Consider the following 26,814-nt stretch of genomic DNA (forward strand, 5'->3'; position numbering starts at 1 on the left):
CGGGTTCCTTACAGCTGTACGCCAAGATGGGCGGCGACGGTGGGGACATCTTTATCGCCACGGCCAGAGAGATTCACGACGAGATTTTTATCAGTACCCATCGTCGGGGCCAGTGTGCGGGCATAAGCGACCGCGTGGGCACTTTCGAGTGCTGGAATAATGCCTTCAAGGCGCGTTAGCTCTTGGAAAGCCTGCAAGGCCTCGTGGTCTGTTGCACTCACATAGTTCACGCGGCCAATATCGTTAAGCCATGAATGTTCTGGCCCGATGCCGGGATAATCTAGTCCCGCACTGATGGAATGAGCTTCGGTAATTTGGCCGTGGGTGTCTTGAAGCAGGTAGGTACGGTTGCCGTGTAGCACACCGGGCGAACCACGTGCGATGGAGGCGGCTGTTTCCCCGCTATCAAGGCCTAAACCGCCCGCTTCCACGCCGTAGAGGGGGACATCGACATCATCAAGGAAAGGGTGGAAGATCCCCATGGCGTTTGATCCCCCGCCAATGGCGGCGATGATACCATCGGGCAGACGGCCTGTTTGTTCTTGGATCTGTACGCGTGCTTCGTCACCAATAACAGACTGGAAATCACGTACCATTGCTGGGTAAGGGTGCGGCCCAGCGACGGTGCCGACGAGGAAGTAGGTGCTGTCCACATTGGCGACCCAATCACGCATGGCTTCATTCATCGCGTCTTTGAGCGTGCCGGCTCCCGTCGTAACGGGTGTGACTTTAGCGCCGAGGAGATGCATGCGGAAAACATTGGGCTTTTGACGTTCGACGTCTTTGGCGCCCATGTAAATCACGCACTCAAGACCAAAAAGCGCGCAAACGGTCGCGGTGGCGACACCGTGCTGTCCAGCACCCGTTTCCGCAACAATACGCTTTTTGCCCATACGACGCGCGAGCAAGATCTGGCCCATCACGTTATTGAGCTTGTGGGAGCCGGTATGGTTGAGCTCTTCACGTTTAAGGTAAATCTGGGCTCCGCCAAGTGCGTTACTCAGGCGTTTAGCATGCCATAAAGGGCTTGGACGACCGACATAGTCACGAAGATAATAGGCACGCTCTTCATGAAAAGCCGGGTCTGCTTTAGCTTTTTTGTAGGCCTCATCCAGTTCCAGCATGAGCGGCATGAGGGTTTCAGCCACAAAGCGCCCACCAAAAGGGCCGAAATGGCCAGAAAGATCAGGCCCTGCACGGAGGGAGTTAGGCTTTTGATGTGGTGTCGTCATATGGAAGAACTTTCTGTCAAAACGTGACGATAGAATACGTTATAGGCGGTCAGCTTAACCTATGATGGAGGTCTATTCCAGTAGGGGGATTGGGGTGTGTTCCATTAAGATAATAACGCTGTTCATTGGAGGGGAAGGAGTGTAGGTGCGAATGATAAGGATTGAGAAATGACGATGAAAATTTTGGAGAAACGAAAATGATTTACGGTGATCCCTACAAATTTGCCCTTCAATTTGATGCTGTAAAATGCTGGAATGAATATAAACAATTTTGGATAGGTAGCGTATTTACTGTTTACATAGAAGGGAAAATTTTCTTTCCGTCTTCTATTGATGTTCCCAATGTTACGTTAAATATAGGTTTTGGTGCTTATCAAATTAATATTGATAAGTGGCTTTCTCGCGCGATCAATACGGATAAAGAGATAGAGGTAGAGATTGATTTAAATAGAAATCCAGGAGAGGTTTGTGAAGAAATATATGAAAAAGCTTATGGGAGAATAGACGACGAAGAGGATGTAAACATTGATGAAAAAGACTTTAGAATAAAAAACTTTCTAGATTTGACCTCTATGGAGCTGATGGATGAAGGGCATCATATTTTCTGCTTTTTGTTGGACGATAATGATATCATATTTTACGGAACTTCAGATCATATAAAGGATTCTAAAAAAGCAGTTTTACCAAAAGGCACGATAAGAGAGCTCTTGGAGGATATAGCTAAATACCCTTTAATCCCACCATATCGTATCTCCTGGGGAGAGAATTATCATTATTATCCGTAGCGCTATTTAGCACAGACCAACCATAAGGGGAGATCTGTGCTTTCAGAGCATAACGACAGCACGCTTTAAGAAGGCGGCGTGCGTTCGGGGATTTCTTCGCCTGTCAGAGCAGCGGCTACGAGAGCTTCTTGCTGCTCTTTGTGCATGCTGGCGATCCCTGTTGCGGGGGAGGCGCTGGCATCGCGTCCAACATAGCGCAGGCGTGAGACGGGGTGGTCAAGGTCACGCAAGGTATATTCAATCCGCCGATCAATAAAACGCCAGGCTCCGCTATTGCGTGGTTCTTCTTGGCACCAGATCACATCATGTGCGTTGGGGTGTCGAGCCAGCACATCAGCAAGGGGATGATGAGGGTAGGGATATAGTTGCTCAAGGCGGATGAGGGCGATTCCTTCCAGCTTTTGTGCGTCACGTGCGGCGAGCAGGTCGTAATAGACTTTGCCTGAGCAGATGACGATACGGCGGGCATTTTTAGGGGTAGCGGGATCACCCAATACCGGCTGGAAGCGCGTGTGAGGCCCCATCTCTTCCAACGTGGAAACGGCCTTTTTATGGCGTAGAAGAGATTTCGGCGTAAAGACGATCAGCGGCTTGCGGCAACGGCGGGCAATTTGGCGCCGTAAAGCATGGAAGAAGTTTGCCGGTGTGGAGGGCATGCACACACGCAGGTTATTTTCTGCACAAAGTTGCAAGAACCGCTCTGGTCGTGCGGAGGAGTGTTCTGGCCCAGCCCCTTCATACCCATGAGGGAGAAGAAGCGTGAGCCCCGACGTGCGCAGCCATTTCGTCTCCCCAGCGGCGAGGAATTGGTCAATCACAATTTGTGCGCCATTGGCAAAATCGCCAAATTGCGCTTCCCACAATACGAGGGCTTCGGGGTTGCCTTGTGAATAGCCATATTCAAAGCCCAAGACCCCATATTCAGAGAGAGGGGAATCCCAAATCTCAACGGGGGCTTGGCGGCGTGCAATATGGGCGAGCGGTGTATAATGCGCGCCTGTTTTTTGGTCGCTCAGTACCGCATGGCGCTGGCTGAAGGTGCCGCGTCCGCTATCTTGGCCAGAGAGACGCACCGGATGGCCATCAAGGGCCAACGTACCAAAAGCGAGCGATTCCGCCGTAGCCCAATCAATGGGGCCGTGAGCGGTCAGAGCGTCGTTCCGTGCTTTCAGCTGGCGGGCTAAGCGTGGGTGAACGTGAAAGTCACGCGGTGTCGCGGTGAGGCCTTCGCCTACCGTGAGCAGCCGTGGGAGTGGCACGCCGGTCATGGGTTGGATACGTTGGGGCGTATCTTGCAAGCGTGTGGGGTCTTGCGGACTATAATCGAGCCACTCGGTGGGGTCTGGCTGGTAATGATCCGCTTCTTTAAAAGCCCGTTCGAGTGTGGCTTGCACATCATCCCACAAACGTTGAGCGTGATCGTCCTTAATAGCGCCTTGGTCTTGGAGTTTCTGCGCATAGAGACGGCGTAAGGTGGGGTGATTTTTGATCGTGTCCACCATGGCGGGTTGAGTAAAGCCGGGGTCGTCCGTTTCATTATGGCCATGGCGACGGTAGGCGATAATATCGACCACAATATCGGTTCCGAACGTTTGTCGCCATTCATGGGCCAGCATCGCACAGCGTGCAACAGCTTCGGGGTCATCGCCATTGACGTGAAGGATCGGTGCTTGCACGGTTTTGGCGACATCACTGTTCCAAATGCCGGAATGAGCGGCTTCTTGGCCTGTGGTAAAGCCGATCTGGTTATTGACGATTAGATGAACTGTGCCGCCTGTGCGATACCCTTCTAAGCGAGAGAGTTGTAGGGATTCATATACAACACCCTGTCCTGCAAAAGCGGCATCACCGTGGACGAGAACGCCTAGATGCTTTTGGCGTTGTGTATCATGATGGCGGTCTTGGTCTGCGCGGACACGGCCCAAGACGACGGGATCCACCGCTTCTAAATGTGACGGGTTGGGCAGGAGGGCCAAGCGAAGTTGGTGGCGGCCTTGATGGAGCGTGGTTGCTGTGCCGAGATGATATTTAACGTCGCCTGAAACGGGAATGCCTTCAGGGTGGAAAGACTGCCCTGCAAACTCGCTAAAAATAGCGGCATAAGGTTTGCGCAAAATGTTCGCCATGGCGTTTAGGCGCCCGCGATGGGGCATGCCTAAAGAGATGGACGCGCTATTGCTCTGCATCGCGCAGTTAATAAGCGTTTGGAGCGCGACATTGAGGCTTTCACTCCCTTCTAGGCCAAAGCGCCGCATACCGGTGAAGCGTTGCTGACAGAATGTCTCAAACCCTTCAGAGCGTGTCAGTAGGGTGAGAATATGGTCGGGTGAGAGAGGGAGAGGTGCTTGATGGGGTGTTTCAAAGCGTTCAATCCACCATTGGCGCTGTGCATCATCAAGCAGATGCATAAATTCTACACCGATCGTGCCGCAATAAGCCCGTTTTAGGCGCGCGAGGAGGGTGGGGTCTGCATCTGTAGGGGAAAGAGCGTCTTGTTGACGCGGCGGGTGGAGGGCCAGCGGGTCAAGCTGGGCGCTGAGATGGCCAGAGACTCGGAAAGCATGGCGGAGCTGTTCGTCACGCAGACTGGCAGAAGCCCCTCCTTCAGCGGAGGAAGGTCTTTGAGGCGCGCTGTCACCAAGTGTTTCAAAAAGGGCGGCTGTTTGGGGATCAACAGACTGAGGATCGGCCAACCACTGTGCATGCAGGCTGTCCAAATACGCACTATTGTCGCTTGTGATGGCGTAGCGGAGGTCAGGCGAGTTGGTGGTGGTCATGACTATTCTTTCCCCTAGAGACTAAAGCAGGTTTTAGCTCAATCTGCCCAGCAGAGGAACCATTTCTGACACATAGAGGGTGTGCTGTAAGAAGACGCTTGCTGAGGACGGTTAAAGAGAGGTAGCGTGAGGCCGTTATGACGATGGGTTTATCTTTAAATTACGAGGCTGTGCGGCGTGCTGAAGTCGCGACGCATCCGTGCCCTCACCTTGTAGTGACGGACTTTCTCAGTGCTGAGACGCTGCAGAAAGTTGTCTCGCTTCTGCCAGAGCTTAAGTCTGGGGGGTCTTACCCTCCCAGTGTTTTGTCGCTTCCTCCGGCATTGGCGGGCCTGTTGGAGGAGTTTCAGGGCTCTTGGCTCAAAGAGATTGTCTCTGAAAAATTCAATATTGATGTGCGCACAGCACCGAGCATGATGACCATGCGTGGCCGCACGAGGGAAAAGGATGGTCGCATCCATCGTGATAGCAGCGCCAAGCGTGTGACTATCTTGCTGTATCTCAATGACGGAGAGCGTGATTGGAGTGCGCATGATGGGTGTTTGCGTTTCCTCAACGGGCCGGATGATATTGAGGATTACGCGGTAGAGATTCCACCGGCTGGGGGTACGTTGGTGATCTTCCCCAATGGCCCTGATACATGGCATGGGCACCGAACATATGTGGGGCCGCGCTTTACTGTGCAGCTTAATTATATGGCTGGTGATGGAAAAGCCCAGCATGAAATCAGGCGCCACGGTCTTTCCGCATTGTGGAAGCGTTTGGTGCGTTCAGCGTAAGATGATGGCGTAAAAGGCACGAGTAGGGAGCGATTGGGTGAGCCTGTATGTCATGCCGCTATTGGCGTTCTTTGTCACATTTATGGTCATCCTCATTACCCCGGGTTTGGATATGGCCATGATGATCCGAACAACGGTGAATGAGGGACGCCGGGCGGGTTTGGGCGCGGCCTGTGGTATCTGCTTAGGGTTGGGCGTTTGGGGGCTTGCGACTGTGCTGGGGTTGAGCACAGTGTTAGCGGCTTCTGCTGTGCTTTTTACGGCATTAAAATGGGCAGGAGCCTGCTATCTCGTCTGGCAAGGGATCAAGCTGATCTTGTGGCCGCGTGCACAAGCTGTTGACCTTGATGGTGGCGTGGCTGAGGGGCAGAGCTCTTCCTTTGGGAAAGGCGTGAGGCTGGGGTTCCTGTGTAATATTCTTAACCCCAAAGTCGGGATTATTTTTATCAGCCTGCTTCCCCAATTTATTCCCGCCGGTGTTAATCCGTCACTTTATACGCTCTTCCTGACTGGCTTTCAGATCGTGATTGCCTCTCTTTGGTATGTCAGTTTCGTCTTGCTCATTGTGCCGATTAAGTCTCTCCTCACAAAGGGACGTTTCGTAACGGTGATGGATCGCGTGACAGGGTGTGTGTTTGTCGGGTTGGGCCTGAAATTGGTGCTGACCAAAGCACCCACACATTGACCCAACCCGGTGGGCTTAAAGATGAAGCGTGCCCGTTAGGGTGCTGTGGGTATGGCCGCCCACCCAAATCGTGCCATCATCATGCTTGTCGATTGAAATCAGGCCATCACGCCCCAAGGCTGCTCCTTGTGAAACGGTATAATGGGCAGGGGCTCTGTTTTGCCCAATCAGCCACTGGGCCATGCTGGCATTGAGGCTTCCGCAGACGGGGTCTTCATTAGCGCCATGATTCATAGCAAAAGCGCGGAGCTCAAAGTCAGCGCCTGGGCCATCTTTTTCACGATCCCACGGGCCGATGACACCAAGGCAGAGATCCTCCATTGTCGCAAAAGCGGGCTTGAGGGCGAGCACTTCTTGGCGAGAGCGGAGGAGAAGGCCCATCCAACCGGGGCCATTATCCACCCATGACGAGGCCACAATTCCACTGACGGAAAGATTGAGCCCATGGGCAATGCGTTTAAGAAGGTCAGGCGCAATAGGGCCAGAGCGAATAAGGGGAGGGGCTGCAAAGGCGAGCTGGTCATCGGTGCGTTGAACGGGAATAAGGCCCGCTTTGCACTCTTGTATGATGGTGTCACCACGTGGCGTCCCACCGGCTTCCAGCCACGCATGACAGGTGCCGAGCGTGGGATGGCCGGCAAAGGGAAGCTCACCAGCGGGCGTGAAGATTCTAACCCGGTAATCGGCCTTGTCTGTCGTGGGAGGGAGGATGAATGTCGTTTCACTCAGGTTCGTCCAACGCGCAAATTGCTGCATTGCGTCATCGTTAAGCCCGTCTGCTTGCGTGACGACAGCCACAGGGTTCCCCATCAATGGGTGTGTAGAAAAGACATTAACTTGCGTGAACGGGAGTGTCATAGCGTAGCACTTTTTGTGATCAACGAAGAGTGATGACGCGATGTTGAACGAATGTGACAGAGATTGGCAAGAGAAGCGGTTAAAAACAGTTAAGAAAGTGCGTGTCTTTTAGGGCTTGTCGCTTGCGTCTGAATTCAGAGCATGTTCCTATTCCACGGGAATAGTGTTGGTTATATTTGGGTGACAGCCCAAAGGAGATGATTATGGGGTATAAAGTTGCGGTTGTCGGGGCCACAGGTGCTGTTGGGCGGGAGATTCTGCGCATTCTGGCAGAGCGCAACTTCCCTATCGACGAGATTGTCGCCCTTGCGTCAGCGCGCTCTGTTGGGCGTGAGGTGTCCTTTGGGGACAAAAAAGTGCTCAAGGTGCAAAATCTTGAGACGTTTGATTTCGGTGGATGGGATCTAGCCCTCTTTTCCCCTGGTGGGGCGGTATCGGCTAAATATGCGCCGCGTGCGGCCGCTAAAGGCTGTATCGTGGTGGATAATACGTCCCATTTCCGGATGGAACCGGGCGTGCCGTTGGTGGTGCCAGAGGTTAATGCCTCTGCTCTGAAAAAAGCTCGACGTGGCATTATCGCGAACCCGAATTGTTCCACGGCTCAGATGATGGTGGCGTTGAAGCCTCTTCATGACCTGTTTGATATTCAACGGGTGGTGGTGTCCACCTATCAAGCCGTGTCTGGTGCGGGTAAATCGGGGATGGATGAGCTATACCATCAAACCAAAGGCAGCTTTGTGCATGATGCCCCTGAGGTGTCGCAGTTCACCAAGCAGATCGCCTTTAACGTGATCCCCCATATTGATCGCTTTATGGATGATGGCGCCACGAAGGAAGAGTGGAAGATGACCGTCGAGACACGCAAAATTCTCGACCCGGACATTAAAGTACTCGCCACTTGTGTACGCGTTCCTGTCTTTATTGGTCATTCTGAAGCGATCAGCATTGAATGTGCAAAGCCGATTGACTTAGACGCGGCGTATAAAGCACTGCGTGAAGCGCCGGGCGTTATTGTGCGCGATGAGCGTGAAGATGGCGGCTATGTTACACCGCTGGAATGTGTTGGCGATGATGACACCTACATCTCTCGTTTGCGCATTGACCCAACGGTTGAGAATGGTCTGGCTTTCTGGTGTGTGTCTGACAATCTCCGCAAAGGGGCGGCCCTCAATGCGGTGCAAATTGCGGAAAGTTTGGACAAGCAGAAGCTGCTAGGGCCAGATACGCCGCTCGGTAAACCTGTTGAGCGCCCTGAAGAGCCTCCTGAAGACTAAGAGTTTCTCTTTTAATTAACGAGGGGAGGTCTATATTTAGTATATGTCTTACTTCACTTATACCTCCCCTCGTCATCCTGTCCCGCCAGAAGGGCGGGCCGGGGTGTTACTGATCAATCTCGGGACGCCTGACGATACGGGGTATTTCTCCGTAAGGCGTTATCTGCAAGAATTCCTCTCTGATCGTCGTGTGATCGAGGCGCCTCCTGCCATTTGGCAGCCTATCTTGCAGACGGCTGTACTCTCACGCCGTCCTTTCCAAAGTGGGGAAAATTACGCCCGTATTTGGGATAGAGCTGAAAACGCGTCGCCTCTACTCGTTTATACAAAGCGACAGGCCGAGCAGCTGGCAGAGCGGCTGGAACCAGACGGTATCCCAGTGGCGTATGGCATGCGTTATGGCAAGCCATCCATTAAGGCAGCGGTGGAAAACCTGATGGATCGCGGGTGTGACCGCATTGTGAGTATTCCGCTTTATCCGCAATATTCCGCTACCACGACTGCCACAGCGAACGATCAGCTTTTCCGTCGTCTCATGCGGTTGCGGCGCCAGCCTTTTATCACGACGGTGCCGTCTTTCCCTGACCATCCAGCCTTTATTAAAGCCTTAGAGACGTCTGTGCGGGAACGATTTGCTGAGCTTTCCTTTAAGCCTCAGCGTCTTATTGCGTCTTATCATGGCTTGCCCAAAACCTGCGTGGAGCAGGGCGACCCGTATCAGGAAGAATGTGCTCGCACCACCAAAGCCCTTGCTAAAGCGTTAGATCTGCGTGATGAGCAACTCCCGATGACCTTCCAGTCCCGCTTTGGGCCAATGGAATGGTTGCAGCCTTATACGGCACCATTTGTTGCGTCTTTACCAGCACAGGGTATCACAAAAATTGCTGTTATTATGCCGGGCTTTATGGCTGATTGCATCGAAACGCTTGATGAAATTGGTCATGAACTTCGTGATGAATTTATGGAAGCCGGTGGCGAGGAATTCGCACTTGTGCCGTGCCTCAATGACTCTGCTGGTGCGATTGATCTTCTCGAAGAACTTGCACGCCCTTATGTGACGAGTTTCCGCTCTTCTTAAAGAAGAGAGGAGATTAGATATAAAAAACCCCGGTGGCTGAGAAGCACACCGGGGTTTTTGTTAAGCGATGTGAATTTCTTTATTGAGCAGCAGCAGGTGTTGCGCTCGCTTGGCCTGAAGCTGGTTTAGCAGGCGCTTGTTCAGCATCATACCACTGGCCTTTTTGAGCGAGCGTCGCTTTTTTGTTGGCCTGTGGGTCATTTGCATGTTCTTTGTCCCATGCAGCGGCTTTTTGACGCAGGTTTTTGCGGTATTTATGGCGCTGATACATGCCAACAGCGCAGCCCCCAACGGCTCCAAGTACACCGTGGCGTTTAGCAACATGGCCAGCAACGGCTCCTGCAGCTCCATATTTCAGGCAACCACCCGGTTCAGCAAAGGCCAGCGGTGTGGAGGAGCCTACCAAGAAAGTGGCAGCGAGAAGGGAGCAAAATGTACGATTCATGGTCTATCCTTAAACCCAAACGTTACGTGTAACGTAAAATCCCTAACATGAAGAAACGTCAGGATCTCTTTCGTAGGGTCTATTGATAGTAAAGCAAAAGAAGGGCAACGTCTATAAGAGAATGACGGCCCTACGACCAAGATGGTCGGAGTGAGAGGATTCGAACCTCCGGCCCCTGCGTCCCGAACACAGTGCTCTACCAAGCTGAGCTACACTCCGTTTTCGTGCTTTTCTTCCTACTCTTGGCAGGGGGGAAGTGCAAGGGGGGTGGTTAGGTTTTTGTGTCTTCTAGAGGGGAAGAAGGCATAAAAAACCCCCCTCCAATAGAGTGCCATTGGAAGGGGGGGGAATGCTGTGCCGTGGTAGGCTTAAAGCGCTTTGGCCAGTTCTGGCATGACCTCGAACAAATCACCCACTAAGCCATAATCGGCCACTTTGAAGATAGGGGCATCAGGGTCGATATTAATCGCCACGATGGTGCGGCTATCTTTCATTCCCGCGAGATGTTGCAGAGCGCCTGATAGACCAACAGCAATGTAAAGTTCGGGCGCAACGATCTTACCTGTTTGGCCGACTTGCATCTCATTAGGTGCGAATCCTGCATCCACAGCAGCGCGTGATGCACCAATAGCAGCGTCTAGCTTATCAGCTACCGGAGCGAGGAGCGTCTCAAAATTACGCGCGTCCTTAACGCCCTTACCACCGGAGATAATGACGCGTGCGACCTCAAGCTCTGGTCGGTCAGAGTCGGAGAGTTCAACACGTACAAAGCGGCTTTTTTCGTCTTCAGCTGGAAGATCCAGAACCTCAACAGCAGCAGACCCGCCTGTTGCGTCAACAGGGTCAAAGTTAGAACTACGGATCGTGAGCACTTTAATACGATCAGCAGACTGAACGGTGACGAGAGCATTGCCTGCGTAGATGGGGCGCACGAATGTATCATCGCCTTTGATCTCGATCACATCTGTCAGAGGCTGTACATCAAGCAACCCTGCAACACGAGGGAGGACGTTCTTCCCAGTCGCGGAAGCGGGGCTGAGGATATGGCTATAAGCCTCAGCATGCTGGGCGATGAAGGCAGCCGTAGGTTCAGCTAACAGATGAGGCGCTGCTGGCACATGCAGCACTTTACGCACACCAGACAGGGCAGACGCTGCGTCGACACCTTCGCCAAAAAGCAGAACGTCAACATCACCAAAGCGTGATGCGGCAGCAATGGCAGAACGTGATGCCTGGCGCACTTGTCCCTGTTCGATTTCGATCAGAACCAGAGCTGTCATGGGAGTACCTTTGCTTCTGTCTTGAGCTTATTGACAAGCTCTTCCACGCTCTCAACGATCACACCAGCTTCGCGTGCCGGTGGTTCAGACACGGAAACAACCTTCAGACGCGGAGCGATATCGACATCAAGCGAGCCGGCCTCAATCGTTTCCAACGGCTTCTTACGCGCCTTCATGATGTTCGGCAGGGACGCATAGCGTGGCTCATTAAGGCGTAGATCAGCTGTAATGACAGCCGGAAGGGTAAGGGAGACGACCTCCACGCCACCATCAATCTCGCGTGAGACAATCGCACTGCCATTATCGATGATGACTTCGCTGGCAAAGGTGCCTTGTGGCCAGCCCAGCTTAGCGGCCAAAATTTGACCGGTTGCGTTCATGTCATCATCAATCGCTTGCTTACCCATGCTGACAAGGCCGGGCTGCTCGCGCTCAACGACCGCCTGTAGAAGCTTTGCAACAGCCAGTGGCTCAAGCTCAGCATCCGTACGGATGAGAATGGCGCGGTCTGCACCCATGGCCATGGCGGTGCGCAATGTATCTTGGGCCGCTTGTGGGCCAATGGAGACCGCAACCACCTCTTGAGCATGGCCTTTCTCACGGAGGCGAAGGGCCTCTTCAAGGGCGATTTCGTCGAAAGGATTCATGGACATTTTCACGCCCTGAGTTTCGACACCGCTACCATCAGCCGCGACACGCGGCTTGATGTTGTAATCAACAACCCGTTTGACGGGGACAAGAACTTTCATGGGCATCTTTCGTTGCTGTCGCCGCTGATAATATTCTGCGCAGACTAACCTGTCTGCGCGGAAAAGTCACATCATGGTCTTGTATAGCTGCTTTGCCCTACATACCGGAAGGGTAATTTGGCCCGCTTCCGCCTTCAGGGGGGCACCAGCGGATATTTTGCGTAGGGTCTTTAATATCGCAGCTTTTACAATGAACGCAGTTTTGGGCGTTAATTTGGAGATACGTCTCCCCATTGTCCCGTGTGTTGGCTTCATACACGCCAGCGGGGCAATAGCGGCTTTCTGGAGAGGCAAAGCGCGCTTCATTAACCTCATTCCACAGAGCTGCATCACGCAATTTGAGATGCACAGGCTGGTTATCATCGTGGCTCAGATTGCTGAGATAGACAGAACTTGTACGGTCAAATGTGAGGGTTCCATCCGGTTTAGGATAGTCAATCTTCGGAGCTTCTTTTGCGGAGATAAGGGTCTGATGATCTGCATGAGGGTGGTGCAGTGTCCAAGGGGCTTTCCCACGGAAGATCATGCTATCAATCCCGCTATACAGCGCGCCGAGCTGCATGCCCCATTTGGAGAAGGAAGGGCGGATATTACGGGCTTCGTACAGTTCAGACCATAGCCAAGAATTTTGCAGCCGTTCTTGGTAGGTTTGAGCTTCAGGATTCGTTGAACGAAGAGCCTCTGAGACCGCATCAGCGGCAATCATGCCGGATTTGAGGGCGGTATGCGTGCCCTTAATTTTGGGCATGTTAAGGAAGCCAGCACAATCGCCTGTCAGCACCCCGCCGGGGAAGGTAAGTTTTGGGAGGGATTGGAAGCCCCCTTCTGAAAGAGCGCGGGCACCGTAAATAATCCGTCGTCCGCCTTCAAAATGAGGGCGGAAGGCCGGGTGCTGCTTGGTGCGCTGCATTTCCTCAAAAGGTGAGAGCCACGGGTTACGGTAATCGAGGGCGGTGACAAAGCCATAGGAGACGAGATTTTCCCCAAAATGGTATAGGAACGCCCCACCATAGGTGTGATTATCCAGCGGCCAGCCAAAACTATGCTGCACAAAACCGGGGCGATGATTTTCTTTGGGGATCTCCCACACTTCCTTAATCCCGAGCCCATAAGTTTGCGGGTCGGCATTTTCGCGAAGTTTGTAATGGCTGATCACGTCTTGACTGAGAGAACCCCGCGCTCCTTCGGCTAAGATCACCTGACGGGCTCTTAAAATCATGCCGGGCATAAATTCCGACTTATGGTTGCCGTCTCGGTCAACGCCCATATCGCCCGTGATAACACCGCAGACGCAGCCATCTTCGATATGGAGCTGAGCACCGGTAAAGCCGGGGTAGATTTCCACGCCAAACAGCTCTGCCTGTTGGCCAAGCCAGCGGCAGAGATCACCAAGGGAAACAACATAATTTCCGCGATTATCCATTTGCGGCATCAGCAGATGCAGAGCCGGAACGGGGATAGAGCCTTGCTTGGTGAGATAGAGCAGCTTTTCTTCAGAAACGGGCGTTTTAAGAGGAGCGCCGCGCTCTTTCCAGTCGGGAAGAAGCTCCGTGAGAGCCTTCGGCTCAATGACCGCGCCGGAGACGATATGCGCCCCAATTTCGCTGCCTTTTTCAAGGACGCAGACCCCCAATGTCGGGTTTTTCTGCCGAAGTCGGATCGCGGCGGCCAATCCAGCCGGCCCTCCGCCGACGATGACAACATCGAAGGCCATTTCCTCACGTTCAACAGTGTTCTGTGCGTCGTTTGGTGACTGTGTCATTGGGCGATCTCCTTCCTTTCAAAAGCGGCAAACAGGCTCTCTACACAGCGGGATGTCACCCGCGGCGGGTGAACGTCCAGTAAAAAGGCTGTCGTCCTTCACGAAAAGCTTTGGCCTCATACCGTGTTGGAGACCAATCATCAGGGCGTTCAAGCAGTGGTGGCGCTGTGTCGAACAGTTCTTGTTGGCTCATCACCTCTTCTACCCATTCCTGATAAACGGGGTGGTCACTGGCAACACGCCACACGGCACCGGGTTTGAGCAAGCGGGCCATCTGGGCGATATTTGCCGGATGGATAAAGCGTCGCTTGGCGTGGCGTGCTTTAGGCCACGGATCAGGGAACATTAAGTAAGCACGATCAAGGCATTGATCAGGCAATTTCCGCAGAAGGTCACGCGCATCTTCTGCCCAGAGACGAAGAGTCTCAGGTGGGGTAGAGGTCGCTTCTTCTCCCTCAGGCACGAGGCGCGACAGCAAAGAGCAAACGCCATTATCAAAGACTTCTGACGCGATATAGCCGACATCAGGATGGCGCTGTGCTTGGTCGTACGCATGTTCGCCATTGCCGAAACCCACTTCCAAGAACAGCTTTTTCACAGACTTTGAAAATCCCTCTAAGGGAGCATCAAAAGCCTTAAAGCTGAGCCGTGGGAGGGCTTCATCCAACAGGCGCTGTTGGCGTTGGCGCAAAGGATGGCCGCGTTGGCGTCCGTACAAGCGTTCAGGTTGGGGTTTCAGATCGTCAAGCAACGGTGTCGGTCACATGTGTTGAGAGATGGAAAAAGCCCCTGACCAGCAGGCGAATACCTATCAGTCAGGGGAGCGAAAGAGGAGAGAGTAGGGATCCCTCCCATGATTGTGCCAATCAGCGGTTAAGAGCGCTCTTCAGCTTTGCGGCGAGGTCTGTATTCTCCCACGTGAAATTATCCAGCGCAGGGTCAGGAATACGACCAAAATGCCCGTAAGCAGCGGTCTTGCTATAGATCGGACGATTCAAGCGCAGATGCTGACGGATACCGCGTGGGGAGAGATCCATAATCTCATTAAGAAGCGCCCCCAGACGGGCTTCATCCACATCTTTCCCCGTGCCGTCAAGGTCTACATAGACAGACAGCGGACGGGAAACACCAATCGCGTAGCTGAGCTGAATGGTGCAGCGATCGGCAAGGTCAGCCGCGACAACATTCTTTGCCAGATAGCGCGCGGCATAAGCAGCGGAACGATCCACCTTGGTGGGGTCTTTACCAGAGAAGGCGCCGCCACCGTGAGGTGCTGCACCGCCATAGGTATCAACAATGATCTTACGGCCTGTTAGACCAGCGTCGCCATCAGGGCCACCAATGACGAAGTTGCCTGTTGGATTGACGTAAAACTCATTGTCAGGGCACATCCAGCCTTCAGGCAGAACATCACGAGCTGTCTGCTTTACCATCTCGCGGATCGTGTCTTGGCTCATATTCGCTTCATGCTGGGTGGACACCACGATGGAGTTCACTCCAACAGGCTTACCATCAACATAGCGCAATGTGACTTGGCTTTTCGCGTCTGGCAGAAGGCCAGCGCCGCGTGGGTCACCTTGTTTGCGGTAGTCGCGGATACGCTCAAGAAGGGTTTGTGCATAAAAGAGCGGGGCTGGCATGAGCTCTGGCGTTTCGCGCGTTGCAAAGCCGAACATAATGCCCTGATCGCCAGCACCTTCATCTTTATCGCCCGCGCTATCAACGCCAGCAGCGATGTCAGCAGATTGAGCGTGAAGATGAGAGACAATATCAGCTTTTTTCCAAGAAAAACCTTCTTGGTCATAGCCGATATCTTTGATGGCCTCGCGGGCACGGTCGATCAGGGTCTTTTCAACCGCGGCCGGCCCACGCACTTCCCCAGCGAGCACAACGCGGTTTGTGGTCACCAGTGTTTCACAGGCTACGCGTGCTTCCGGGTCGGCCTCCATATAAGCGTCTAGGACAGTATCAGAGATACGGTCTGCAACTTTGTCAGGATGGCCCTCAGAGACAGATTCAGAGGTGAAAAGGAAATCGCCGTAATTGCGCACTCAGGGACCTCGCAGGGAATGAGTGGTGAAAAAAAGGGCTACGATCATGCCCTTGATGGCAAGGGATAAACCGCAGCATGAGGGACTCATCGCTTGGCGTAAATAACGCCACGGGTCAAGGGGAAAGGCACTTTTAAGACAGAGAAGTGCTCATTCCCCTTTATTTTACAACAAGTTAGTCTGTATGCTTTCTAAGCGCATCTTCCATGCCATACAGGCCTGCATCACGATGGTGCGCCAGCCAATGCGCTGCTTTGAGTGCGCCACGGGCGAAGACGCGCCGGTCAAGTGCGCGATGAGAGAGGGTAATATCTTCATCCGCAGCATAGAAATGGAGGTCATGCTCACCGACGACTTGCCCACCGCGCAATGAAGCAAAACCGATAGCACCATCGGGACGTTTTTCATTTTGATCCATACGGGCGACCTGGTCGAAGGGGACGTTACGCCCGGCTGCCACAGCGCGACCGATGGCGAGTGCCGTGCCAGAGGGGGCGTCGATCTTTTGGCGATGGTGGGTCTCAGCAATTTCAGCGTCATAGTCCGGTAAAGCGGCGCCGAGTTCGCGTGCTAAGGCGAGCAGCATGGTTAAAGCGGGGGAGAAATTAGCCGCTTGCAACACGGCAATGGTTTTAGAAGCGTCATTGACGGCGGCTTGAGCTGTCTTATCCAAACCGGTTGTGCCGAGCACCCAAGCGCAACCAGCCTCAGAAAAAGCGTGTGCATGATGGGGCACGAGGCTTGCATGGCTGACATCAATAATGACGTCACATGATTGGGCGAGTGTGCTGGCATCTGTCACAATATTGCGGGCTGGGTCTGCGTGGCGCGACAGGCCACCGGCGAGAAGCGGGCCGGCTTCTTGTGCGCAGAGGGAACCAAGCCGGCCGGTGATGCCAGCAATACCGATACGGGGAGAAGAAGAATGTGTCATGCTGCGATCATGCCCGCTCATGCGCAGAAGGCAAGGGGGACGTGAGAATATAAGAGGCCTGTATTGTGTAGAAGGAAAGGTCGCTTTTTTGTCTTTCCGTTTTCATGAGATGGATGAAAGGTGTCTTTTGCACTATTGAGCGAGAGGGTAGGTATCTGTGCAACTATGATTCCATCGTTAAGATATATTTTTTATTATTTTACTGTGAATTGAAAGTTCGTGAAAGAATACATTATAGATCGTGAGTTATGTTTTGATATGTAATAAATAACAGGGATTATTGAGATGAAAAAAGATGATGATTTTTCTGACAAAGGTGAAGAAAATTACAAGCGTAACGTACCGTTAGAAACTTGTGAGATGGAGGCCATATATTGTACGCAGGAAGAGGCCCCTGAGGGAGAAGCAGGTTGGTATGTCGTGATGGGCGATATAATAAATTGTGACGTTTTTGCGTCTCAGCAGGCGGCTGATGCTTGGATTAATCAGGGTGGCTCGGGTTATTTAAAGCCGAAACCTCTTTATCCGCCTGAATATTTCATACAGCTTTATGGTGAAGATAATAATTCTTGAGATTTCCCACCGAGGGAAGCCTAGGATAATAAAAAACCCCGGAAGATTGTTCTTCCGGGGGAAAAGAATCCTTAGTTTTCAAAGAATTCCTTAACGCGGGCAAAAAATCCGCTGCTTTCTGGACTGGCTTTGTGACTATCGCCAGAGGCGTCTTCAAATTCCTCCAACAATTCACGCTGCCGTTTAGAGAGGTGCTTCGGTGTTTCAACAGAAACCTGAAGATACATATCCCCACGTGCACTGGAGTGCAGAACGGAGAAGCCTTTACCACGTAGGCGGAATGTTTCTCCTGCTTGTGTTCCAGCAGGGATTTTCACCTTCGTGCGGCTACCGTCAATAACAGGCACTTCGATTTCGGTGCCCAAGGCAGCCTGTGTTAAGCGCAGGGGAACGCGGCAATAAATATTGGCGCCATCACGTTGGAAGAGGTCATGCCCTTCCACAGCGACGAGCACATACAGATCGCCAGGAACAACGCCTTCACCGCCAGATTCGCCTTTACCGGCAACGCGGATGCGGGTGCCATCTTCAATCCCAGCAGGGATGTCGATTTTGACACTCTCCTTAGCAGCTTCCGTGCCGCTGCCCTGGCAGCTCTTGCAAGGATTGGCCACTGTCTGGCCAGAGCCGTGGCAGGTCGGGCAGGGGCGCTCGACGAGGAAGAAGCCTTGCTGAGCGCGGACAACGCCGCGACCATGACAGGTCGCACAGGTTGAACGCTTCGCGTTAGGGTCGGCAGAGCCAGAGCCGTTGCAGCTTGAGCAGTTCGTGCGTGTCTTGACCTCAACATTTTTGCTAACGCCACTAAAGGCCTCAGCAAGGCTGATCTCAACTTGCACCTGCACGTCTGCAGCGCTCTGCTGGCGCGGGCCACCACGACGGCCGCCCATGCCGAACATCTGTTCAAAGATATCGCCAAGGCCGCCAGCATCGAAGCCGCCAAAGCCACCACCGCCGAAGCCGCCGCCTCCGCCGCCCATGCCGCTTTCAAAAGCTTCATGACCGTACTGGTCGTAGGCTGCGCGCTTTTGTTCATCTTTGAGAACATCATAAGCAGCGCTGATGTCTTTGAACTTTTGTTCTGCTTCTTTATCGCCGGGGTTACGGTCTGGGTGGTAGCGCATGGCTTGCTTGCGATAAGCGCGCTTAATTTCGTCACCACTTGCGGTGCGAGAAACACTCAGAAGTTCGTAGTAATCTATATTTGTGGCCATGTCGGTCCTCATTTCTCGAGGGTGATCGGCAGATGGGGCCCCATGAAGAAAGGGCGCCTCCCCTTGAACGGGAAGAGGCGCCCTCAGGGGTGGATTAAACTAAGGATTCCTTAGTTTAATACGCACTCCGCCTGATTAGTCTTTCTTCTTCTTATCATCGACATCTTCGAATTCAGCATCGACGACGTCTTCGTCTTTCTTACCAGACTCTTGAGCCCCTTCAGCGCCCTGCTGACCTTCAGCACCCTGATGGACAGCCTGACCAACTTTCATAGCAGCCTGTGTCAGGCGGTCACTGGCGCTCTTGATCGCTTCAGCATTGTCACCTTCAAGAGCTTCGCGAGCAGCCTTGATGGCTTCTTCTGCTTCGGTCTTATCAGCAGCAGGAACCTTATCCCCACCTTCAGAGATGGATTTCTCTGTCTGATGGATCAGGCCTTCTGTAGCGTTACGCTGTTCGATGAGCTCACGACGGGCTTTGTCAGCATCAGCGTTTGCTTCAGCTTCCTTCACCATACGGTCGATGTCGTCATCGGACAGACCACCGGAGGCTTGGATCTGGATCTTCTGTTCCTTACCCGTTGCCTTATCCTTGGCGGAGACGTTGACGATACCGTTCGCATCAATATCGAAGGTCACTTCAATCTGTGGCACACCGCGTGGAGCTGGTGCGATCCCCTGCAGGTCAAAGTTGCCGAGCAGTTTGTTGTCGGCAGCCATCTCGCGCTCACCTTGGAAGACCTTAATGGTCACAGCAGGCTGGTTATCTTCAGCGGTTGAGAAGGTCTGGCTCTTCTTGGTCGGAATGGTCGTGTTACGATCAATCAGACGGGTGAAGACACCACCGAGTGTTTCAATACCGAGGGACAGTGGGGTCACGTCCAGCAGTAGAACGTCCTTCACGTCACCCTGCAACACAGCGCCCTGAATGCCGGCACCAATAGCGACGACTTCGTCTGGGTTCACGTTGCGAGCTGGGTCTTTACCGAAGAATTCCTTAACGCTGTCAACGACCTTCGGCATACGGGTCATACCACCGACCAAGATCACGTCATTGATCTCGCTTGTGGACAGACCAGCATCCTTCAGAGCCTGCTTGCATGGCTCCAAGGAGCGCTTGATGAGATCTTCAACCAGGCTTTCCAGCTTCGCACGGCTGACGCGAACCACCAAATGCTTAGGGCCAGAAGCGTCTGCGGTGATGAAGGGCAGGTTAACTTCTGTTTCTTTTGCAGAAGACAGCTCAATCTTTGCTTTTTCAGCGGCTTCTTTCAAGCGCTGCAGAGCCATCTTGTCACCGCGCAGGTCAACGCCTTGATCACGCTTGAATTCGTCAGCAAGGAACTCGATGATCTTGTTATCGAAGTCTTCACCACCGAGGAAGGTATCACCGTTGGTGGACTTCACTTCAATCACGCCATCGGAGATTTCCAAGATGGAGATATCGAACGTCCCACCACCCAAGTCATACACAGCCACATGGCCAGAATCGCTCTTTTCCAGACCATAAGCCAGAGCAGCAGAGGTTGGCTCGTTAATGATGCGCTTGACGTCTAGGCCTGCAATACGACCGGCGTCACGTGTTGCTTGACGCTGTGCATCGTTAAAGTAAGCAGGGACGGTGATGACCGCTTCAGTCACTTTTTCGCCAAGATAAGCCTCAGCGGTTTCTTTCATCTTACCGAGGATGAAAGCAGAAATCTGTGCAGGGGCGTATTTCTCGCCACGTGCGCTCACCCATGCATCGCCATTGTCGCCACGGACGATCTCGTACGGAACCATCTCTTTATCTTTAGCGACGGTCGGATCGTCATAACGGCGGCCAATGAGGCGTTTAACAGCGTAGAGTGTGTTTGTTGGGTTGGTAACAGCCTGACGTTTTGCAGCCTGACCAACAAGGCGCTCACCTTTATCTGTAAAAGCAACGACGGATGGTGTTGTGCGTGCGCCTTCGCTGTTTTCGATAACCTTGGTTTCATTCCCATCGCGCACAGCAACGCAGGAGTTGGTTGTACCAAGGTCAATACCAATTACTTTACCCATAGGTCTTTGTCCTTTTCAGCGGTCGCGTCCGACCCTTTTGTGGCATCAGAAGGCGACCCTATTGTGACGTAACAAAATGCGGTCAATCTGCCCGAGGCATCTCAGACCTCATTTATAGTGATAAGCTAAGAAGATTATGGATCATTTTCAAGAGAAAGAACACGTTAGGGCCAGAGTTTTTGTCGTAGGTGGTGCGATTATCTTGGTAAGATGGCTTCCATTCTGGGGCGGCTTGCGCCACAATTAAGGGAGCTATGACAGTCGTCGGAGTGTGCCCTCCTGTTCCAATGTTCTTTCTTCTCGTCGTGGTATCGTTATGATGCCGTGTTTCTAAAGCGCATCATAACGCTGGTTATGGGGCTGGGGATGTTCTGCGGGCTTCAAGGCTGTGTCAGCTTAGGCCCACGGCAAATGCAGCATGACCAGTTGGCGTATTCACGCGCTTTGGGTGAAACGCAGAAGCGTGAAATGCTGCTGAACATCGTGCGTTTGCGTTATGCAGACCCGCCAACGTTTTTGGATACAACGCAGGTTATTGCTGGGTATAACTACACGCGCAGCATGAGCGGTGGGTATTATGGTTATCCAGCATCCGCGGTGAGTAATTATTTCTTCGGGCAAGGGTCGCTCTCTATGGCAGAGAATCCAACCGTGACGTATCAGCCGTTGACTGGGCAACAATATGCAGAAAATATCATCCGCCCCATTTCACCAACGGTGATTATGCCGTTGAGCTTGGGGGGTATGCCCATTGATACGTTGTTGCGTTTAACGGCTCAGTCTATTGACGGGCTCTCAAATGTACGTGGGTTAGGAACGGGGCCTTTTGGTGGGGGGTCTGTCCGGTTTTACTTGCTGTTGCATGACTTAAAGCAGCTTCAGGCGGCGGGGGCGATGACGGTGCGCATCACGACCGATGAGCCTGATGAATCGTCTGGCAAAAAGAAATCCTCATCCAGTGGCAGCAGTAGCAGTGGTACTCCAAGCACGGATGGCCCTGAGCATGCGTATCTTGTTTTAACGGCAACCTCAGATAGCAATCTTCAAGCGATTCAAGCGGAAGTGAAGCGGTTGTTGCATCTTGACCCTAATGCGCAAGAGGCGGAGATCGTTTATGGCCCGTATCCAAAGCATGCAGGTCAAATCGCCATTCTAACGCGCTCAATGTTGGCGATGCTTACTCAGCTTTCCTACGAAATGCAGGTGCCTGAGAAGGATGTGCATTTGGGGCGTACGCCACCCACAATTGGGCAAGTCGGGATTGAAAACCGCTCGGAAGTGGTCATTCATTGTGATCGCGATGTGCCTGATCATAGCTATGCCAGCGTTGAGTATAAGGGCCGCTGGTATTGGATTGATGATAATGATTTCCGCAGTAAAGAAGCCTTTACCATGGTACAGGTGCTCAGTGCTCTTGCCGCAACGAGCCATGGAACAGGCGCTGTTGTGACGATCCCTGCAGGATGATGAAAGAACCATCATGACCCCATCACCCGTTGTGCTTCAGCTTCTGCCAAGTCTTGGTATTGGCGGGGTAGAGCAGGGCGCCGTGGACATGGCAGAAGCCGTTGCAAAAGCCGGAGGGCGGGCGCTTGTGGCGAGTGCAAGCGGCTCTCTTCTGCCGCACTTACGCTATGTAGGGGGGGAGTTCCGAGAGCTTCCCTTGCCCAAAAAATGGTCGCCGTTTGTGTTTCGGCGTAAGGTAAAAGAGCTTCAGACGCTGATACGACGTGACCAGGTGCAGCTTGTACACGCGCGGTCTCGCTACCCGGCATGGGTAGCCGCACAGGCCTGCAAACGAGAGAATATCCCTCTCGTGACGACTTGGCATGGCGTGCATAAAGCGCGTTCGTTTATCAAGCGCTCTTATAATACTGGTCTGCTGCAAGGGGATCGGGTGATTGCGGTATCCTCTCATATCGCGCAGCGTTTACAGGCAGAATACGGGGTGAGTGCCGAGCGTTTGGTGACGATTGCCCGTGGGAGTGACCCGCAGCGTTTTTCTATGGGGACGGTGAGTGGGCCGCGTGTTCAGGCGTTGGTGGATCGTTGGCATATTCCTGAAGATCAGCCGGTGATTGTCCTCCCCGGTCGGGTGACATCGTGGAAAGGCCATGCGCTGTTAGTCGAGGCTTTGGGGCAGCTTGCAGTAGAATATCCAGCAGTGCCGTGGGTGTGTGTGTTTGTTGGGCCGGAGACAGATCCAGCTTTTGCACGTCGTGTGCATCGGCGTGCGTGCGATTTAGGGATCGCGGATCGCTTGCGTTTTGTAGGGCCGTGCGAGGATATGCCGGCGGTCTATACGCTGGCGCATATGGTGGTGGTGCCGTCGTGCCGTCCGGAACCTTTTGGGCGTGTAGCGGTTGAAGCGCAAATGATGGGCTGCCCAGTGATCGGTTCAGCACAGGGTGGGTTGGCGGAAACGATTATTCCGCATGAGACGGGTCTGCTTGTGCCTCCTCAGGATAGTGGGGCGTTAGAGAAAGCGATTGTGACGTTTTTGATGATGAACCCGTATGATCGTGCAGAAATGGGGGAGTGTGCTGTTGCCCATGTTCTGCAGCGTTATACAAAGCAGCAGATGCAGCGGGAGACACTTGGGGTGTATGATGCGCTACTGGGTACATCCTTGCAGGGGTATTTCGGTCAACAACAAGGTGAGGGAACCTCATGACAGAGGCTAAGAAAACAACAGAAAAAACAAAAGGTGAGCAGGCGCGAGAAGAACGTTTAGCACGGGAGGCAAAAGCGCTTAGAGCCAATTTGTTGCGTCGCAAACAGCAACAGCGGGGCCGCCCGGCTGAAAAAGAGTAAAGCCTCCTCTCAGAAGGCCTTACTCGTTGCCCTCCCTAGAGAAAGGGCAGATTGGTCATTTCTGTGCAAAGAGCGCGACATGGCTCCCTAAAAACCGGGCGCCGTCCTTCTCGATGTCGCTTGGTGTGCGGGAGCCGTCACCACCAGCGATGGTACTGGCGCCATAAGGGGTGCCTCCGGAGACGGTTTCCAGTTGGAGCTGCCCTTGGAAGCTATAGGGTAGTCCAGTCACGACCATTCCGTGATGGAGGAGGTTGGACATGAGGGAGTAGAGGGTCATTTCTTGTCCGCCATGCTGCGTTGCTGTGGAGGTAAAGACAGCACCAATTTTCCCAATGAGAGCGCCTTTGAGCCAAAGCGTGCCGGTTCTATCCCAGAAATTGGCCATTTGTGCGGGCTGCCGTCCAAAGCGGGTCGGGGCGCCGATGATAATCGCATCATAGTCTGCAAGTTCGTCAGGTTGCGCGATGGGAGCGCTTTGATCGGTCTTAAAGTGGCTCTCGCGGGCTGTCTCTTCAGGCACGAGCTCTGGCACCTGTTTGATCGCGACGTGAGCCCCGGTGGAGCGAGCGCCTTCAGCAATGGCATGAGCTATGGTTTCTGTATGGCCATAAGAGGAATAATAGAGAACAAGAACGCGTATTTGCTTAGGCGGCGCGTGTGTTGGTGTGCTGGTTTCTTTGGGGGAGCCAAAGAACTGCCGAAGTGATGAGAGGAATGACATGGTTCTCTTCCTTACGAAACATGTGAAAAGAGGTCATCTTTGGTGATGAAGGATTATACGCTTCTCTCCTGTATGGCAGCTCTTCAGGGTGAGGACGACGATCAGTTTAGAAAGCCTATGGTGCATAATTGTTCGTTTCGAGTGCCATCATGCATAAGGGGAGCTCTAAACGATGCGTGCCGGGGTTAAAAACACGCTATGAACAGAATTCTGCCGTGAAGGGGTGTTTTATACGCTTCTTACATTGCGTCTGGGCGCATGCCTCGTTACAGCGAGAGAGAGCTTTGACAATCAAGGAGTACTACCATGCCGGTCATGCCTGACCACTGGATTCGCCGTATGGCTCTGGAAAACGGTATGATCGAGCCGTTTGTAGAAGCCCAGAAACGTGAGGGGGTTATCTCTTATGGCCTGTCATCTTATGGCTATGACGCACGGGTAGCGGACGAGTTCCATATTTTTACCGATGTGGATAGCGCTGTGGTGGATCCCAAGAATTTTGAGCCCAATAGTTTTGTGACACGGCGTGGGGATATTACGATCCCTCCCAATAGTTTCGCGCTGGCTCATACGATTGAGCATTTTAAAATTCCGCGTGATACGCTGGTCGTCTGCTTGGGTAAATCAACCTATGCTCGTTGCGGCATTATCGTGAATGTCACGCCACTTGAGCCTGAATGGGAAGGACAAGTGACGATCGAGATCAGCAATACGACGCCTCTTCCAGCCCGTATTTATGCCAATGAGGGCATTTGCCAGTTCTTGTTCTTTAAAGGGGACAGCCCGTGCGAGGTGAGCTATGGCGACCGTGCGGGTAAATATATGAACCAAACAGGCGTGACGCCACCTCGGCTTTAAGAGAGCATTATGGATCAATTCCTTATCCAAGGCGGACAACGCCTTCATGGTGATATTGCCCTCGGCGGGGCGAAGAATTCTGGCCTCAAATTGATGGTAGCGGCCTTGTTGTCTGACGGGCCCTTAATTCTGTCCAACGTGCCCAACATTGCCGATATCCGCACGATGCGCAGCCTGCTGACGGGCCTTGGCCTCAGCGTGGAAGAGGTGGACGGCCCGCATTGTTTGAGCGTGAGCGGCCGGGCAAGCTCTGTTGAAGCGCCGTACGATATTGTTGCGAAGATGCGTGCGTCTATCTTGGTGTTGGGCCCTCTCCTCGCGCGCGAAGGGGAGGCGCGGGTGTCTCTCCCGGGGGGCTGTGCGATTGGCACGCGTCCTGTGGATTTGCACCTTAAAGGCTTTGAAGCCCTAGGCGCGACGATCACGCTTGAGGGGGGGTATATCAATGCGCAGGCGCCCGGCGGTGGCCTTAAAGGGGCGCGTATTGTTCTGCCTTTCCCAAGTGTGGGGGCAACGGAAAATCTCCTCATGGCGGCCACTTTAGCGAAAGGGACGACAGAGATCGTCAATGCCGCGCGTGAGCCTGAGATTGCCGATCTGGCCAACTGCTTAAACGCGATGGGGGCTCGTATTACGCGTGAGGCATCCGATACCCTTGTGATTGAAGGGGTCGAGCGTCTGAATGGCGCTCGTTACAGTGTCATGCCGGATCGTATCGAGTGTGGCACTTATGCCTGTGCTGTTGGTATTGCCGGTGGTGATGTTCTTTTAGAAGGCGGTCGCGTTGGTGATCAGGAAGCGGTCTTGCAGGCTCTTCGCCATGCGGGTGTGCGTGTAGATGAAGATGCGCGCGGTATCCGTGTGCGTAGCGACGGGAAACTTACGGGGATTGATCTAACAACGGAGCCTTACCCCGGCTTTCCGACCGATATGCAGGCGCAGTTTATGGCGATGCTGTCGGTTGCAGAGGGAGCGTCGTTGATGACGGAAACGATTTTTGAAAATCGTTTCATGCATGTTCCAGAGCTTAACCGGATGGGCGCGAATATTAATATTCAAGGGCGTTCGGCTATTATTCGTGGCGTGCCGTCTCTATCAGGGGCGCCGGTTATGGCGACAGATCTGCGGGCTTCTTTCTCTCTCATCGTCGCAGCTCTTGTGGCGCAGGGCGAGACGCGGTTGAGTCGGATTTATCATCTCGATAGAGGGTATGAAGGAGTTGATCGTAAGTTATCAGCCTGTGGCGCGGTGATTAAACGCGTCAAAGATACCGAGTAGTATAATGATGGGGAGAGGGCGGTGTTCTGACAGAGAGGAGCACCGTCCTTGCGCGGGAAAAACGCCGTATTACGCTTTTTTGAGCAGCTCAATAGCCGCGGGAACGCTTTCTACGACAGAGTAAAATTGTTGAGCGTGATCTTCTGCGAATCCTTGCGTGATAGATGCTTGCAGCGTTGCAAGAAGCGGGTTCGCCCATTCTTCTACATTGAGGATAATGATTGGCTTGTTATGCAGGCCGAGCTGTTTATTCACCAGCACTTCAGCAAATTCGTCTAACGTACCAAACCCACCGGGAAGAATGATATACGCGTCAGCAAGGTCAAAAAGCTTAGCTTTTCGGCTGGGCATATCCTCCGTCACGTCTAGGTCGGTCACTCCTTCATGCAACACTTCACGAGCTTCAAGAAAAGAGGGAATAACGCCTTTGACAGGCCCGCCTGCCTTGAGGGTAGCATCAGCAACACTGCCCATAAGTCCGGCTTGTCCACCACCATAGACTAAGGTCAAACCATTCTGGGCTAATGCTTCGCCTAAAGCGCGCGCTACTTCTGTATAACGTGGAGAATGACCGCTGCGGGAGCCACAGAAGACCGAGCAGGTTTTAAGAGACATAGTGGA

Annotated in this window: 25 protein-coding genes and 1 tRNA gene; 11 read left to right on the forward strand and 15 right to left on the reverse strand. The window is 53.1% G+C overall.

The genetic code is table 11. The features are described 5' to 3' along the window. Positions 1-8: 8 nt before the first annotated feature. Positions 9-1,232, reverse strand: a complete 1,224-nt coding sequence (gene trpB, locus GS535_RS10665) for a tryptophan synthase subunit beta (protein WP_160792683.1) — start codon at positions 1,230-1,232, stop codon at positions 9-11. Positions 1,233-1,429: 197 nt separating this feature from the next. Between trpB and GS535_RS10670 the strand changes: the two genes are divergently transcribed. Next, complete coding sequence (locus GS535_RS10670) at positions 1,430-2,017, forward strand: Imm42 family immunity protein (protein WP_160792682.1); 588 nt, start codon at positions 1,430-1,432, stop codon at positions 2,015-2,017. Positions 2,018-2,082: 65 nt separating this feature from the next. Here the strand turns inward: GS535_RS10670 and GS535_RS10675 are convergent, their stop codons facing one another. Beyond that, positions 2,083-4,794 (reverse strand): 2-oxoglutarate dehydrogenase E1 component, encoded by a 2,712-nt coding sequence (locus GS535_RS10675; RefSeq protein ID WP_160799207.1) that lies wholly within the window; start codon positions 4,792-4,794, stop codon positions 2,083-2,085. 137 nt (positions 4,795-4,931) lie between these two features. Between GS535_RS10675 and GS535_RS10680 the strand changes: the two genes are divergently transcribed. Next, entirely contained in the window at positions 4,932-5,573 is a 642-nt protein-coding gene (locus GS535_RS10680; RefSeq protein ID WP_160792680.1) for a 2OG-Fe(II) oxygenase, read from the forward strand. A 37-nt stretch (positions 5,574-5,610) separates the two neighbouring features. After that, positions 5,611-6,258 (forward strand): LysE family translocator, encoded by a 648-nt coding sequence (locus tag GS535_RS10685; RefSeq protein ID WP_160792679.1) that lies wholly within the window; start codon positions 5,611-5,613, stop codon positions 6,256-6,258. A 15-nt stretch (positions 6,259-6,273) separates the two neighbouring features. Here the strand turns inward: GS535_RS10685 and GS535_RS10690 are convergent, their stop codons facing one another. After that, positions 6,274-7,116 (reverse strand): PhzF family phenazine biosynthesis protein, encoded by an 843-nt coding sequence (locus tag GS535_RS10690; protein WP_160792678.1) that lies wholly within the window; start codon positions 7,114-7,116, stop codon positions 6,274-6,276. A 203-nt stretch (positions 7,117-7,319) separates the two neighbouring features. On the opposite strand from GS535_RS10690, the gene GS535_RS10695 reads away from it, so the two are divergent. After that, entirely contained in the window at positions 7,320-8,390 is a 1,071-nt protein-coding gene (locus GS535_RS10695; RefSeq protein WP_160792677.1) for an aspartate-semialdehyde dehydrogenase, read from the forward strand. 43 nt (positions 8,391-8,433) lie between these two features. After that, a complete protein-coding gene (hemH, locus tag GS535_RS10700; RefSeq protein ID WP_160792676.1) occupies positions 8,434-9,468 on the forward strand; it encodes a ferrochelatase in 1,035 nt (344 codons plus the stop codon). Between the two features lie 79 nt (positions 9,469-9,547). Here the strand turns inward: hemH and GS535_RS10705 are convergent, their stop codons facing one another. The 8 genes from GS535_RS10705 to dapB form a co-directional block, all read right to left on the reverse strand. Beyond that, positions 9,548-9,913, reverse strand: a complete 366-nt coding sequence (locus tag GS535_RS10705) for a hypothetical protein (RefSeq protein WP_160792675.1) — start codon at positions 9,911-9,913, stop codon at positions 9,548-9,550. A 142-nt stretch (positions 9,914-10,055) separates the two neighbouring features. Further along, positions 10,056-10,132: transfer RNA gene (locus tag GS535_RS10710), tRNA-Pro, on the reverse strand. Positions 10,133-10,281: 149 nt separating this feature from the next. Beyond that, entirely contained in the window at positions 10,282-11,193 is a 912-nt protein-coding gene (locus GS535_RS10715; protein ID WP_160792674.1) for an electron transfer flavoprotein subunit alpha/FixB family protein, read from the reverse strand. Then, complete coding sequence (locus GS535_RS10720) at positions 11,190-11,942, reverse strand: electron transfer flavoprotein subunit beta/FixA family protein (RefSeq protein WP_160792673.1); 753 nt, start codon at positions 11,940-11,942, stop codon at positions 11,190-11,192. The genes GS535_RS10715 and GS535_RS10720 overlap by 4 nt, the downstream gene beginning before the upstream one ends. Before the next feature lie 97 nt (positions 11,943-12,039). After that, entirely contained in the window at positions 12,040-13,704 is a 1,665-nt protein-coding gene (locus GS535_RS10725) for an electron transfer flavoprotein-ubiquinone oxidoreductase (RefSeq protein ID WP_202401659.1), read from the reverse strand. 55 nt (positions 13,705-13,759) lie between these two features. Continuing rightward, complete coding sequence (locus tag GS535_RS10730; RefSeq protein WP_160792672.1) at positions 13,760-14,455, reverse strand: tRNA (guanosine(46)-N(7))-methyltransferase TrmB; 696 nt, start codon at positions 14,453-14,455, stop codon at positions 13,760-13,762. A gap of 115 nt (positions 14,456-14,570) precedes the next feature. Next, positions 14,571-15,755 carry a methionine adenosyltransferase gene (metK, locus tag GS535_RS10735; RefSeq protein WP_160792671.1) on the reverse strand — a complete coding sequence of 395 codons (1,185 nt, stop codon included), beginning with the start codon at positions 15,753-15,755 and terminating at the stop codon, positions 14,571-14,573. Positions 15,756-15,930: 175 nt separating this feature from the next. After that, positions 15,931-16,689, reverse strand: coding sequence for a 4-hydroxy-tetrahydrodipicolinate reductase (dapB, locus tag GS535_RS10740; protein ID WP_237442282.1), 759 nt, complete (start codon positions 16,687-16,689; stop codon positions 15,931-15,933). A 285-nt stretch (positions 16,690-16,974) separates the two neighbouring features. Between dapB and GS535_RS10745 the strand changes: the two genes are divergently transcribed. Next, the gene (locus GS535_RS10745) at positions 16,975-17,262 is read left to right on the forward strand and encodes a hypothetical protein (protein ID WP_160792669.1); all 288 of its coding nucleotides are present in this window, start codon (positions 16,975-16,977) and stop codon (positions 17,260-17,262) included. Between the two features lie 71 nt (positions 17,263-17,333). Here the strand turns inward: GS535_RS10745 and dnaJ are convergent, their stop codons facing one another. Both dnaJ and dnaK read right to left on the reverse strand, forming a co-directional pair. After that, complete coding sequence (gene dnaJ / locus GS535_RS10750; protein ID WP_160792668.1) at positions 17,334-18,476, reverse strand: molecular chaperone DnaJ; 1,143 nt, start codon at positions 18,474-18,476, stop codon at positions 17,334-17,336. A gap of 135 nt (positions 18,477-18,611) precedes the next feature. Further along, on the reverse strand, positions 18,612-20,519 hold the full coding sequence (gene dnaK / locus GS535_RS10755) for a molecular chaperone DnaK (RefSeq protein ID WP_160792667.1): 1,908 nt from the start codon (positions 20,517-20,519) through the stop codon (positions 18,612-18,614). 366 nt (positions 20,520-20,885) lie between these two features. Here dnaK and GS535_RS10760 point away from each other — a divergent pair, with 366 nt between their 5' ends. Genes GS535_RS10760 through GS535_RS11075 form a run of 3 tightly spaced genes read left to right on the forward strand, consistent with a single transcriptional unit; the run spans position 20,886 to position 23,333 of the window. Continuing rightward, complete coding sequence (locus GS535_RS10760) at positions 20,886-21,986, forward strand: hypothetical protein (RefSeq protein WP_237442283.1); 1,101 nt, start codon at positions 20,886-20,888, stop codon at positions 21,984-21,986. A 13-nt stretch (positions 21,987-21,999) separates the two neighbouring features. After that, the gene (locus GS535_RS10765; protein WP_160792666.1) at positions 22,000-23,193 is read left to right on the forward strand and encodes a glycosyltransferase family 4 protein; all 1,194 of its coding nucleotides are present in this window, start codon (positions 22,000-22,002) and stop codon (positions 23,191-23,193) included. After that, the gene (locus tag GS535_RS11075) at positions 23,190-23,333 is read left to right on the forward strand and encodes a hypothetical protein (protein WP_202401658.1); all 144 of its coding nucleotides are present in this window, start codon (positions 23,190-23,192) and stop codon (positions 23,331-23,333) included. Before GS535_RS10765 ends, GS535_RS11075 begins: the two co-directional genes overlap by 4 nt. A 55-nt stretch (positions 23,334-23,388) precedes the next feature. Here the strand turns inward: GS535_RS11075 and wrbA are convergent, their stop codons facing one another. Continuing rightward, a complete protein-coding gene (wrbA, locus tag GS535_RS10770; RefSeq protein WP_202401657.1) occupies positions 23,389-24,057 on the reverse strand; it encodes an NAD(P)H:quinone oxidoreductase in 669 nt (222 codons plus the stop codon). Between the two features lie 306 nt (positions 24,058-24,363). Between wrbA and dcd the strand changes: the two genes are divergently transcribed. Both dcd and murA read left to right on the forward strand, forming a co-directional pair. After that, positions 24,364-24,915: a dCTP deaminase gene (dcd, locus tag GS535_RS10775; protein ID WP_160792665.1), complete on the forward strand. Its 552-nt coding sequence runs from the start codon at positions 24,364-24,366 to the stop codon at positions 24,913-24,915. Between the two features lie 9 nt (positions 24,916-24,924). Beyond that, positions 24,925-26,193 (forward strand): UDP-N-acetylglucosamine 1-carboxyvinyltransferase, encoded by a 1,269-nt coding sequence (murA, locus tag GS535_RS10780; RefSeq protein WP_160792664.1) that lies wholly within the window; start codon positions 24,925-24,927, stop codon positions 26,191-26,193. Positions 26,194-26,262: 69 nt separating this feature from the next. On the opposite strand, the gene GS535_RS10785 is transcribed toward murA, so the two are convergent. Then, the gene (locus GS535_RS10785; RefSeq protein ID WP_160792663.1) at positions 26,263-26,808 is read right to left on the reverse strand and encodes a TIGR00730 family Rossman fold protein; all 546 of its coding nucleotides are present in this window, start codon (positions 26,806-26,808) and stop codon (positions 26,263-26,265) included. Between the last annotated feature and the right edge of the window lie 6 nt (positions 26,809-26,814).

The sequence above is a fragment of the Saccharibacter sp. EH611 genome (assembly GCF_009834765.1).
Lineage (GTDB): Bacteria > Pseudomonadota > Alphaproteobacteria > Acetobacterales > Acetobacteraceae > Saccharibacter.

Coding starts and splice junctions, on each gene's coding strand:
- trpB (WP_160792683.1), bottom strand. CDS start 1,232: ATGACGACACCACATCAAAAGCCTAACTCCCTCCGTGCAGGGCCTGAT.
- GS535_RS10670 (WP_160792682.1), top strand. CDS start 1,430: ATGATTTACGGTGATCCCTACAAATTTGCCCTTCAATTTGATGCTGTA.
- GS535_RS10675 (WP_160799207.1), bottom strand. CDS start 4,794: ATGACCACCACCAACTCGCCTGACCTCCGCTACGCCATCACAAGCGAC.
- GS535_RS10680 (WP_160792680.1), top strand. CDS start 4,932: ATGACGATGGGTTTATCTTTAAATTACGAGGCTGTGCGGCGTGCTGAA.
- GS535_RS10690 (WP_160792678.1), bottom strand. CDS start 7,116: ATGACACTCCCGTTCACGCAAGTTAATGTCTTTTCTACACACCCATTG.
- GS535_RS10695 (WP_160792677.1), top strand. CDS start 7,320: ATGGGGTATAAAGTTGCGGTTGTCGGGGCCACAGGTGCTGTTGGGCGG.
- hemH (WP_160792676.1), top strand. CDS start 8,434: ATGTCTTACTTCACTTATACCTCCCCTCGTCATCCTGTCCCGCCAGAA.
- GS535_RS10705 (WP_160792675.1), bottom strand. CDS start 9,913: ATGAATCGTACATTTTGCTCCCTTCTCGCTGCCACTTTCTTGGTAGGC.
- GS535_RS10715 (WP_160792674.1), bottom strand. CDS start 11,193: ATGACAGCTCTGGTTCTGATCGAAATCGAACAGGGACAAGTGCGCCAG.
- GS535_RS10720 (WP_160792673.1), bottom strand. CDS start 11,942: ATGAAAGTTCTTGTCCCCGTCAAACGGGTTGTTGATTACAACATCAAG.
- GS535_RS10725 (WP_202401659.1), bottom strand. CDS start 13,704: ATGACACAGTCACCAAACGACGCACAGAACACTGTTGAACGTGAGGAA.
- dapB (WP_237442282.1), bottom strand. CDS start 16,689: ATGACACATTCTTCTTCTCCCCGTATCGGTATTGCTGGCATCACCGGC.
- GS535_RS10745 (WP_160792669.1), top strand. CDS start 16,975: ATGAAAAAAGATGATGATTTTTCTGACAAAGGTGAAGAAAATTACAAG.
- dnaJ (WP_160792668.1), bottom strand. CDS start 18,476: ATGGCCACAAATATAGATTACTACGAACTTCTGAGTGTTTCTCGCACC.
- dnaK (WP_160792667.1), bottom strand. CDS start 20,519: ATGGGTAAAGTAATTGGTATTGACCTTGGTACAACCAACTCCTGCGTT.
- GS535_RS10760 (WP_237442283.1), top strand. CDS start 20,886: ATGTTCTGCGGGCTTCAAGGCTGTGTCAGCTTAGGCCCACGGCAAATG.
- GS535_RS10765 (WP_160792666.1), top strand. CDS start 22,000: ATGACCCCATCACCCGTTGTGCTTCAGCTTCTGCCAAGTCTTGGTATT.
- GS535_RS11075 (WP_202401658.1), top strand. CDS start 23,190: ATGACAGAGGCTAAGAAAACAACAGAAAAAACAAAAGGTGAGCAGGCG.
- wrbA (WP_202401657.1), bottom strand. CDS start 24,057: ATGTCATTCCTCTCATCACTTCGGCAGTTCTTTGGCTCCCCCAAAGAA.
- dcd (WP_160792665.1), top strand. CDS start 24,364: ATGCCGGTCATGCCTGACCACTGGATTCGCCGTATGGCTCTGGAAAAC.
- murA (WP_160792664.1), top strand. CDS start 24,925: ATGGATCAATTCCTTATCCAAGGCGGACAACGCCTTCATGGTGATATT.
- GS535_RS10785 (WP_160792663.1), bottom strand. CDS start 26,808: ATGTCTCTTAAAACCTGCTCGGTCTTCTGTGGCTCCCGCAGCGGTCAT.